The following is an 11,558-nucleotide window of genomic DNA, read 5'->3' as shown; positions in this document are numbered from 1 at the left end:
TGTGACGATCTGTACCTGTTCTCTGATATCCTGTTCCCGTTTGGTTAACATAAGGTTTTCCTCCATTTGTTTTCTAATTTTATGATAAACCATGAACCTTGGAATAAGCTTTTTTGATTTCAAAAAACTAAAAAAGGCCAGGTTTCCCTGACCTTTGTCTTCAGTCTGAGCAGTCCATTGGACTGCTTTCTTTTGTTTACTATCGGTTAATGACTGACTTACGCCAGTGTTTTTTTATATTCAATATATTCATCGTAGGTTGATAAGCGATCCAAAATACCTTCTTCTCGGATTTCAATGATACGATTCGCCACCGTTTGCATAAACTGGTGGTCATGGCTGGCAAAAAGCAAAATGCCCTTAAAGTCGATCAGGCCGTTGTTTACAGCCGTGATGGATTCCAAATCCAAATGGTTGGTGGGCTGGTCCATAACCAGCACGTTCGAGCCAAACATCATTATCTTGGAAAGCATGCACCGCACCTTTTCTCCCCCAGATAAAACTTGAACCTCTTTGTAAATATCGTCCCCGGAAAAAAGCATCCGTCCTAAAAATCCCCGGATATAAGTTTCGGTGATTTCTTCGGTATACTGTTGCAGCCACTCACAAATATTCAAGGTGCAGCCATTAAAGTATTCATTATTGTCTTTGGGAAAATAGCTTTGCGTAGTACTGACGCCCCATTTAAAGCTGCCTTCGTCAGGTTCCATTTCTTCCATGAGGATTTTAAAAAGAGTAGTCATGGCAATTTCGTTATCCGAAACAAAAGCAATCTTGTCCTCTTTATTGACCCGAAAACTCACGTCATTAAGAACCTTAACGCCATCAACGGTTTTTGATAAATGCTCTACCGTTAAAATTTCTTTACCCGGTTCCCGATCAATTTGGAAACCCACCCATGGATATTTTCGCGACGACGACGGCATGTCGCCAATATCCAGTTTATCCAGCATTTTTTTACGAGATGTGGCCTGCTTGGATTTGGATTTATTCGCCGAGAATCGGGCAATAAAGTTTTGCAGTTCTTTTGCTTTATCTTCGTTTTTCTTATTTTGATCTTTCAACAATCGCTGCACAAGTTGACTGGATTCATACCAGAAATCATAATTTCCGACGTAAACCTTGATTTTATTAAAGTCGATGTCCACAATGTGAGTACAAACATTATTTAAAAAATAACGGTCATGGGAAACCACGATGACGGTGCCATCATAATCCATGATGAATTCTTCCAGCCAAGCAACCGCCTGGATGTCCAAATGATTGGTCGGTTCATCAAGAAGAATGATATCCGGTTTGCCAAATAAGGCTTGGGCTAACAAAACCTTTACCTTTTCGTTGCCGGTAAGGGTGTCCATCTCAGCATCGAGGATCTCCACGCCCAGGCCCAATCCCTGGATCAGACGAGAGGCTTCGGATTCTGCTTCCCAGCCGCCCATTTCGGCAAACTCCCCTTCGAGTTCCCCGGCTTTAATACCGTCTTCATCCGAAAAATCCTCCTTCATATATAAGGCGTCTTTTTCTTTCATAATGCTGTAAAGTCGTTCATTCCCCATCATAATGGTGTCCAGCACGGAGAAAGTGTCATAAGCAAAGTGATCCTGTTTTAAAACGGATAGTCGCTCCTGTTCAGGAATAATGACATTACCGGTTGACGGGCTTAGTTCACCCGACAGGATCCGCAAAAAAGTTGTTTTTCCGGCTCCATTTGCACCAATAACCCCATAGCAATTTCCTGGTGTGAATTTTATATTTACGTTGGTAAAAAGATTTGTTCCACTAAAATTTAAACTTAAATCTGATACTGTTATCATTATATAGATGATCCTCCAATATTTTTTAATCGTTATGTTCCCGCCAAACATGCCCGGCCTATTTTTCTTTGACTGACTAGCTTAGTTGCGAGCTACATTGCCTTCGCGTAAAGAAAAGGCCTTTACCAGTGTATCTGATAAAGAGCCTCTACCATAAGCCTTTATATTGTATCCTTAATAGCGAAAAATTTCCAGTCTTTTTACAAAATACTATATAATCACACATCTAGCATCACAATCAATTAATAAATGTTAAAGCTTTATTATTTTGATTTAACTTTATCCTCACTATATTTGTCATATCGATAATAATTAGCCTTTTTTTTGAATTTTACCTTCGTTAAGACAACGCCAATGATAACTGCCCCTACTTTATCAAGCGCTTTTTTTGCTTCAACGGCCATTTCCTTTTTTGTTTCTTGAGCGGCCACCACCAATATCACACCATCGGCCATTTTGGATATAATACTCGCATCGGCAAAGATTAAAACAGGGGGTGTATCGATCAGAATGATATCATATTCTTGCTTGCATGCCAGAATCATGCTTTCAAAAGCTTCAGAATTCAATAATTCTGTCGGTGAAACTTGCTTGTTCCCCGCCGTCAAAATTTCCAGTTTTTCCAGATCTTTTACTTTGGTCGCAACTGCATCCAGCGGCAAATCATCGACAAGCATATTTGACAATCCGGTTTGTCTTTTATTGATGCCAAAAATCATATTTACATGGGGGAGTCTTAAATCTGCATCGATTAATAACACCCTTTTGTCTGACTGCGCAAGTGTCACTGCCAAATTACAGATGGTCGTTGTTTTTCCCTCTTGCCGGCCGGCACTGGTTAATAGCATAACCTGATATTTGTTTTTAACGTTTTTGAAATTCAAATTGGTTCTTAATAATTTATAACTTTCTGTTGCAAATGATGTGGGACTGCTTAATGTTACTAAGTTTAAATCATTCATGTTATTTAGCCTCCCCTTTAAATTCCGGAATACTGCCCAGTACGGAAATACCAATGAGCTTTTCAATATCCTCTTCATTTTTAACCGTGTCCTTAAGTGCAAACATGATAACTATAATGATGAATGCCACTAACAAGCCTAAAGCTCCACCAACCACAGTGTTTAATAAAATATTAGGTGAAACAGGTGTTTGCGGTACTGATGACTGATCCAGAATTCGGATATTCTGCACACCAACAATTTGTGAAGCTGCTACGGTTAATTGTTTCGCTAATTCATCTGAAATCAATTTTGCAGTTGCGGGATCTGGATTTTTAAATCCAACCGTAAAAAGTCGAGAGCCACTAATGTTTTCAATAACGATGTTATTCTGAAAATTGTCATATGAAATGTTATACCCGGTATTTTTCATAACTTCATTAATTACTAAACGAGTTAAAGCAATTTGTTTGTAGTCAACCAGCAACTGGCTATTCGCTTCTAATTGACCTAAAGAAATTCCAATTGAGCCCAACGACGAATCTTCACTGCCAATATATAGAACGGTTTTTGCTTCATAAATTGGCGTTATATATTTAGTTGATACAAAGTAGGCTGACCCGAATCCAATAATTGTAAGTAATATTATGAGCCACCATTTTTTAACTATAATTTCTAACAGTTCTTTCAAATCAATATCTTTTGTTGTATCCATAGTTATCACCCTTTCTTTATAAACGCCTTTTCGATCTTCAATTTACTTCCAATTTTCTAAGTTCATCTCTTCTTTATTACTAAACAAATTCTTAATTGTATCTAAATCTTCCTGATTGTACAGCTCATACCATAATCCATCAATGACTTCAGAGTAAGTTTGCAAGCGGTAATTTTCATAGGTAATATTTTCATCGGCATTACTCATTTTAATATAATCCGTAATCTTAGCTAATTTAGCATCCGTCTCGATCCCATTATTATAATAAGTTCCGACAAGTTTGATTTTCTCTTTGAGACTCGTTGATTTCAAATATTCCATCAAAGAAATAACCACTTCCTGCTGCCTGCCAATACGTCCATAATCAACATCACTATCACTGCGAAACCTTACATAGAATAGCGCATTTTTTCCATTTAAAACCTGATTTCCTTCTTTAATAACAAGGTTATCACCATTATAAAAGTCTTTTTTTGCATTGATGCGGACCCCTCCCACACTATCAATAATTTTAGAAAATGTATCAAAATTCAGTTTTATCGAAAAATCAAGTTTGATACCTAATAATTCTTCAATCACTTGATCTGCCAGTTCGCTTCCGCCATAAGCAAAAGCAGCATTAATTTTGCCGATGCCATATCCGGGAATGTCAATTCGCAAATCTCTGGGAATGGAGGCAATGACCATCTTCTTTAATGACGGATCATATTTAATCACCATAATAATGTCACTTCTTCCTTCTTCCGTGTATTTATCATCAATACCGTAAATGGCAAAAGTAACCGTTTTTCGAGTATCAATCATTTTAAACAGCTCTTCATTGTTTTGATCCAGCACATCTTTTATCGAAGATTCCGAATTATCATTTAATGTAATGTCACTCCCCTCATTAGCCCCTTGTGATTGCTCTGAAGATGTCGATCCATTAGTTAGATTCATATTTGAATTTATAAATCCATAGATGGTGAAAGCAACAATCAGCAAAATACAAGTAAGTGGTATCAGAAGCCTTTTTCGATTTTTCATCATTCAATCGTCCCTTTCTTAATAAGATGTTTGGGAATCTGGATCTTCGAACAAATATAATTAAAATAAATTAAAAGCCAGAAGTTAACCATTTATATGTTTTAATTACTGTATTCTGATTAATTTGTTCTTGTATTCCGTTTCATTATTTACTTCTTCACAATTTCGATAAGTCGGTACAATTTTCTGCACCTTACCAATGAGATCCTTTTTATCTGATGATTTTAGTATTAACCGTACCTCGTCAAGCGATTTCTTAAGCAGTGCATAATCGATTTCACTGGGTTTTCCAATCCGAATCTTATCAAATGGAGTATCGGTTAAACCTTCTTCATCCATTAAAAGTTCTTCATAAAGTTTTTCCCCCGGTCTTAGTCCGACGATCTCAATCTCAATGTCTTCATTCAGCTTTAGGCCGGAGAGTTTAATCAAGTCGACAGCAAGATCATAAATTTTTACCGGTTGACCCATATCCAACACAAATATTTCCCCGCCTTTAGCGATGGCGCCGGATTGTATCACCAGTTGAGCCGCTTCCGGTATCGTCATAAAGTAACGGATGATTTCTTTGTGCGTGACGGTAACCGGTCCACCTTCTTTTATCTGTCTCTTAAAAAGTGGTACGACAGAGCCGTTGCTGCCAAGAACGTTGCCAAACCGAACAGCGGTAAACTTGGTCTTGCTTTGCTGCGCAAGACCCTGGATGATCATTTCACAAATACGCTTACTGGCACCCATCATATTGGTTGGGTTAACCGCTTTATCGGTTGAAATCATAACGAATCGTTCAACGCCAAATTCATGGGCAGCTTCGGCCACGTTTTTGGTGCCAAAGACATTATTCTTAATGGCTTCTTTGGGCGAACGTTCCATCAGCGGTACATGTTTATGAGCGGCCGCATGGAAGATCACATCCGGATGGTTTATCTCGATGATCGAAAAGATATTGTCTCGATCTCTTACTGACGCGATGATGACATCCAAATTTAACTTGTTGCCATAATCGCTAATGAGTTCATTTTGTATGTCATAAGCATTATTCTCATAATTATCAAGAATAATAAGCTTACCCGGGTTAAACCGGGCAATCTGTCTGCATAATTCAGAACCGATCGAACCCCCGCCACCGGTTACCATCACTATCTTACCTTCAATGTAACCAACTACTTCTCTTACATTAAGGTTAACGGCATCGCGGCCCAGAAGGTCTTCAATATCAACGTCTCTAATCTTATTTAGCGAGACTTGACCGCCGATCATCTCGCGAATACCCGGCACAATTCTCACTTTCGTGTTTGTTCGTTTGCATTCACTGACAATCATTCTCATCGTAGCTGGGTCTGCAGTTGGCGTGGCAACAATGATTTCATCGATTTTAAAGCGGTGAACGATGCTGCCGATATCATAATTGTTACCCAGGACTTTGACCCCGGCAATAATTTTATTGAGCTTTTTTTCGTCGTTGTCAATAAAACCGACAACCTGACCGTAGTTTAATGCATGATTTTTGATTTCACTGGCAACGAGAGTTGCCGTCGCACCGCTCCCGACAATCAGTATTTTTTTTTCGAAACCTTGTTTATTAAAAATCCGTTTATTCTTAATACTTCTTATCAGTCGATAGCTAAAACGTACGCATCCAACAATACCAATCTCAAACAACATTGTGATCAGGTAAATTCCAAAATAAAGTTGCTCCCCCATATAGATCAGATAAATCGTGCCAAGAATGTTCGATACCACCCCAGCCAGGACAATTTTCATCAGTTCTTCCACGGATGCATAGGCCCATAGGCTGTCGTACAGTTTGAATTGTCGGTATATCAGCAGCTTGCCTACAGTTAAAACCAGTATGCTGCTTAAATAAATACTTATTATCGCTGCCGGTATGTTGCCTTCATAATGCAAAAGCAAGGTAAATATGAAAGCACAATTCACTGCCAATATATCCGCAAATACTAAAAACAGTTGTTTGATTTTTTTAATTTCCATAACACACCTCGCTTTTCTCGTCGGAATATCTTTCCCTAATCTTTAATTTTATCAAGCAATCGACGAACAAAATCTTTTTTCTTATTTATATTCATGACCATTAACGCCTCATCTTCAATCATCAATCTGGGATTATCAAAAAATAACGTCTGCGCACAGGGCTGACCAAAAACTTCAGCCACAATATCATAGGCGCTTTTCATTAAGGGCGGTCGACTGTCCATATTATGTCCATCCGATGCGACAATATGGGCTAATCCTCCTTCAATCCATTTAAGCGCTTTTTTTCTGGTTTTATTATCCATAATATACCCCGATGTTATTTGTGAATAGACGCCTTCAGTTATTAATTCTTTAAGTTTGTCCGGCTTATCATTAAAAATCTGATAACGTTCAACATGAGCTAAGACAATTTTATAACCGCTGAACTGAAGATCATGAATCATGACTTCATGGAAAGGATAGAAGTGATAACGGGGCAACTCCACTAATAAATATTTGCTGTCACCCATGGTATGGGCCTGCCCTTTCTTTATCGCTGCCAGATCTTCTTCACTGAGATATATCTCATTACCTAAATGTATTTTTAAGTTAATTTTTTCAGTGGCAATGTAGTCGCTTATCAAATTATATTGTTGCTCAACATTTTGGTTGTTATAAATGGGGATATTAAAATGGGGGGTCAAAATCAGCTCGCTCACACCCTCACCGATTGCTGTTTGCAGCATCTGCTTAGCTACATCCAGGTCTTTCGCACCATCATCAATGCCCGGCAACATGTGTATGTGTGTATCAATCATGTCAATATCCACCTCAATTCTTATCTATGTTCAGGCTTTTTCACTAATCCCGGCTAAACAAATCTCTCGTATACACTTTATCGACGACATCATTAATCTCATCGGATAGTCTATTTGCCACAATGACATCAGAAATTTGTTTGAATTCATCAAAGTCTTTGATGACTCTGGAATTGAAAAAAGTATCCTCCTGAAGCGCTGGCTCAAAAATAACAATTTCTATCCCCTTAGCCTTAATCCGTTTCATCACACCTTGAACCGCAGATTCACGAAAATTATCCGAATCCATCTTCATGGTCAGCCGATAAATTCCCACCGTCTTAGGTTTTCTCATGATGATCATATCAGCAATATGGTCTTTTCGCGTTCTATTTGCCGCTACAATCGCAGACATGATATTTTGTGGTACATCCGAGTAATTTGCCAGTAGCTGTTTGGTATCTTTTGGCAGGCAGTAGCCGCCATAGCCAAAAGAAGGGTTATTGTAATGGTTTCCGATTCTAGGATCCAGACTGATGCCTTCAATGATACTGTAAGTATCAAGGCCTCTGACTTCTGCATAGGAATCAAGCTCGTTAAAATATGCAATTCTTAAGGCCAGATAGGTATTTGCAAAAAGTTTAATGGCTTCTGCTTCTGTTGATTTAGTATAAAGAATGTCAATATTTTCCTTAATCGCACCTTGAGCCAGTAATTCACCAAAGACTTTAGCTCTTTCAGACTCCTCGCCAACCACAATTCTTGAAGGGTAAAGATTGTCATAAAGAGCTTTACCTTCTCTTAAGAATTCAGGGGAAAAGATGATATTATCTGTTTCAAACTTTTCTTTTGTCGCTTCGGTGTACCCCACCGGAACCGTTGATTTAATTATCATCACTGCCTCCGGATTAATATCAAGAACATTGGCAATGACTGCATCTACCGATCTTGTGTTAAAATAATTCTTCTCCGGATCATAATTAGTTGGGGTAGAAATTATAACATATTCCGCATCTTTAAAAGCATCATAGTAATCTTTCGTTGCCGTTAAGTTCAATTCTTTAGTCGCCAAATATTCTTCAATTTCAGGGTCAATAATTGTCGATTTTTTGTTGTTAATCATATCAACTTTTTCTTTGATAACATCCAACACAATGACTTCATTATGCTGAGCCAGTAAGATTGCATTTGACAATCCTACATAACCGGCTCCGGCAATTGTTATTTTCATTTTCAATACCTCCCCCTTAATTTTTAAACGCCATAGTATTCCCGATACCACTCTGCAAACTTACCCAGACCCTCCTCGATGCCTGTAACCGGTCTAAAATTAATATCTCTTTCAAGATCACTGATATCCGCATAGGTTTTTAAAACATCACCCGGCTGCATATCGAGATAGACTTTCTCCGCTTTTTTACCAATGGCCTTTTCTAAAACAGCGATAAACGTCATCAGCTTGACCGGATTATTGTTACCGATGTTGTAAATCTTGTAAGGTGCAAAGCTGGTACTGATATCATCAACCCCTTCATCCCAGTTTTTATTAGCAACCGGTATTTTATCAAGCAGTTTATCAATCCCTTTTACGATGTCATCCACATAGGTAAAATCACGTTCCAGCTTCCCATGGTTGAATACTTTAATGGGCTTTCCCGCCAGGATATCTTTAGTAAATGAGAAGTAAGCCATATCGGGTCTGCCGAAGGGACCGTAGACGGTGAAAAATCGTAATCCTGTCGTCGGAATACCATAGAGATGGCTATATGTATGCGCCATCAGTTCATTCGACTTCTTTGTGGCCGCATACAACGATACCGGATGGTCAACATTGTGATTGGTCGAAAACGGGATGAGCTTGTTGCCGCCATACACCGAGCTTGATGAAGCATAAATCAGATGCTTCACCGGATAGTTTCGGCAGGCTTCCAGAACATTCATAAAGCCAATGATATTTGAATCGATATAGGCATAGGGATTGGTGATGGAATAGCGAACTCCGGCCTGTGCGGCGAGATTGATGACGTAATCCGGTCGATACATTTCGAAAACAGCATCAAGCGATAGTTTGTCTTTGATATCGACCTTACGAAAGATAAAATTATGGTATTTTTTTAAAATGACGAGACGATCCTCTTTCAAGGTGGGTTCGTAATAATCATTGATGTTATCGATTCCAATCAACTGATGATTTTTGTCAGCCAGCAGCTTGGACAGGTGGAAACCGATGAAGCCGGCAGCGCCGGTGATTAATATTTTCATCTTGACATTACCTCAATTCTGAACTTAACTAATCCGATTAACTAAATTTCCTATCTAATTGAAATCACTTCCATTGAGACTTCATCTATCGAAGATTTCAACATTTGTATTTATAATTACCCCTTTTACCATAACATTACCAATAATTTAATGATTATTTTTTGGTAATATTACCCTAAAAAGGGTAATAAATAATAAATTTATATTCTGAATTCTGAATTATTCTGTAAAATTGACAGTTTTCTAAAATAACAACAAATATTCTGAAGGGAAGGTTGTATAATGCGCAAAATTACAATCGTTTCAATTATAATCGCAGTGATGAGTTTTAATGCTTTTTTGATTTTGACTGCAAGTTCAGTAACGACACTTAAAGCTGATGAATTATATTCAAACACATCTCAAAAAATAACAGTATCGTCAGATCAGCAGATAAATGTCAAAGACTATGGAGCCAAAGGTGATGGTGTTACGGATGATACTACCGCCATTCAAAAAGCCATTGATTATGCCAGCAGGAAAAATGCTGTCGTCTTGATACCGGAATCAAATAAAAATTATCTGCTTACCAATCAATTATTCATTAAAGATGATACACATATCAGTGGCTACGGTGCCACACTGTTTATGGCGCCCCAAGAAGATATCATTGGCAATATACTGTATTCAGATCCCGATAATTATATTTCGAATGTCTCAATTTCAGGTTTGACATTAAAATCACAAAATACTATTACGGGGACTGATTACTATGCTGACAGCCTGGTAAGTAATGTGCAGGGAATTTACTTTCAAAATATCAGCAATTTAACGATTAAAGATGTTTCCATGAATAATGTATACGTCGGATTAAAACTGGATTCGCAATCCAATGATCTAAGAAATAAAGGTGTTCGGATCAGTAATTTGAATATTGACGACTCCGGAATGCCAATCCAAATAGCCGGCACGAATGACTTGACCATGATTGATAGTGTATTAAATTCAAGCGATGGCGGCACCAAGTGGCTGCATTCAGCCTATATCCGAGGGAATAACAGCAATTTTTCCTTTAAAAATGTCGCGTTTAATAATGCATCAGGCGGAGGAATAACGGTCGGCGGTGATCCCCGATATGAAACGGCACCGGAAAATATGACGTTTGAAAATTGTACGGCTAAAAATAATACGATTGGCGTTATTATTAATGAGGGTGCTAAGGATATTTCGATTACAGGGCTGGCGATAGAAGGCAGTAGTCTGGCTTTTAAAATCAACGATGTTTCTAATGTCAAGATTGATCATGTCACCATCAGTGGTTCAAACCCGACGACCCGGGATCAAGGTGCTTTTGTCTTAGGCGATATTAACCAGTCATCCCTATCGAATATTTCAATTGATGCCAGCGGCATGGCTGGTTATCTGTTCTCTTTTTCAGAAAATATAGAAGCTTTGGGAATTTCTCATGTTGATGTCATTAATCTTGATAATATTCCATTAATTGATGCCAGCAGTGAGACCACAACTAAAAATCTGATTGTCGAAGAGTCAAGCTTTGAATACAACCACATCGAAAATACCGGTATTAGTATTAGAGGCGCTGCGTCGGAGGCAGTGATTAGAAATAATAGTTTTATAAATACCGGTAACGAATATTCTTTCTTAATTAACAATTACCCGGATACTGATATTAAAACAGAAAACAATTTTTACTCAGGATTCGCAAGTTTAAATAGTGTACAAGACTCCTCAACCAACAATTGGATTGTTAGCATTAAACCAGACAATCTTTTTAAAAAGATTGGATTTATATTGAGATGGTTCAGATACCCCAATGTAGCGTAAATTCGCAGGTTAAGTTGAACAGGATAATCGACAGTCACCGCTAAAGACAGACGGACAGGTTCTCAAGCATTTCACGTAAATCGGGTAGGAGGCTGACCATTAATTGATCAGCCGACCTCCCACACCACCGTACGTACCGTTCGGTATACGGCGGTTCCAAAGTTTACACAGCTACTTGCAGATAATAATCATAAAAATTGGGATA

Annotated in this window: 9 protein-coding genes; 1 reads left to right on the top strand and 8 read right to left on the bottom strand. The window is 38.3% G+C overall.

Features of this window, described 5'->3' with window-relative positions:
• Window positions 1-218: 218 nt before the first annotated feature.
• From FZC41_RS16865 to FZC41_RS16830, 8 genes are all read right to left on the bottom strand, one after another.
• On the bottom strand, window positions 219-1,814 hold the full coding sequence (locus FZC41_RS16865) for an ABC-F family ATP-binding cassette domain-containing protein (protein WP_148568622.1): 1,596 nt from the start codon (window positions 1,812-1,814) through the stop codon (window positions 219-221).
• Between the two features lie 263 nt (window positions 1,815-2,077).
• Window positions 2,078-2,776 (bottom strand): CpsD/CapB family tyrosine-protein kinase, encoded by a 699-nt coding sequence (locus FZC41_RS16860; RefSeq protein WP_170254050.1) that lies wholly within the window; start codon window positions 2,774-2,776, stop codon window positions 2,078-2,080.
• Between the two features lies 1 nt (window position 2,777).
• Window positions 2,778-3,470, bottom strand: coding sequence for a YveK family protein (locus FZC41_RS16855; RefSeq protein WP_148568620.1), 693 nt, complete (start codon window positions 3,468-3,470; stop codon window positions 2,778-2,780).
• 42 nt (window positions 3,471-3,512) lie between these two features.
• Entirely contained in the window at window positions 3,513-4,499 is a 987-nt protein-coding gene (locus FZC41_RS16850) for an LCP family protein (protein WP_148568619.1), read from the bottom strand.
• A 102-nt stretch (window positions 4,500-4,601) separates the two neighbouring features.
• Window positions 4,602-6,488 (bottom strand): polysaccharide biosynthesis protein, encoded by a 1,887-nt coding sequence (locus tag FZC41_RS16845; protein ID WP_148568618.1) that lies wholly within the window; start codon window positions 6,486-6,488, stop codon window positions 4,602-4,604.
• Window positions 6,489-6,523: 35 nt separating this feature from the next.
• Entirely contained in the window at window positions 6,524-7,288 is a 765-nt protein-coding gene (locus tag FZC41_RS16840) for a tyrosine-protein phosphatase (protein WP_148568617.1), read from the bottom strand.
• Between the two features lie 43 nt (window positions 7,289-7,331).
• Window positions 7,332-8,498: a nucleotide sugar dehydrogenase gene (locus FZC41_RS16835; protein ID WP_148568616.1), complete on the bottom strand. Its 1,167-nt coding sequence runs from the start codon at window positions 8,496-8,498 to the stop codon at window positions 7,332-7,334.
• A 23-nt stretch (window positions 8,499-8,521) separates the two neighbouring features.
• Window positions 8,522-9,529: an NAD-dependent epimerase gene (locus FZC41_RS16830; RefSeq protein ID WP_148568615.1), complete on the bottom strand. Its 1,008-nt coding sequence runs from the start codon at window positions 9,527-9,529 to the stop codon at window positions 8,522-8,524.
• Window positions 9,530-9,811: 282 nt separating this feature from the next.
• Here FZC41_RS16830 and FZC41_RS16825 point away from each other — a divergent pair, with 282 nt between their 5' ends.
• Window positions 9,812-11,353, top strand: a complete 1,542-nt coding sequence (locus FZC41_RS16825) for a glycosyl hydrolase family 28-related protein (protein ID WP_148568614.1) — start codon at window positions 9,812-9,814, stop codon at window positions 11,351-11,353.
• Window positions 11,354-11,558: the final 205 nt, after the last annotated feature.

Source organism: Acetobacterium paludosum, from assembly GCF_008086595.1.
In the GTDB taxonomy this organism is placed as follows: domain Bacteria; phylum Bacillota; class Clostridia; order Eubacteriales; family Eubacteriaceae; genus Acetobacterium; species Acetobacterium paludosum.
This window is presented reverse-complemented; position numbering and strand designations above follow the sequence as displayed.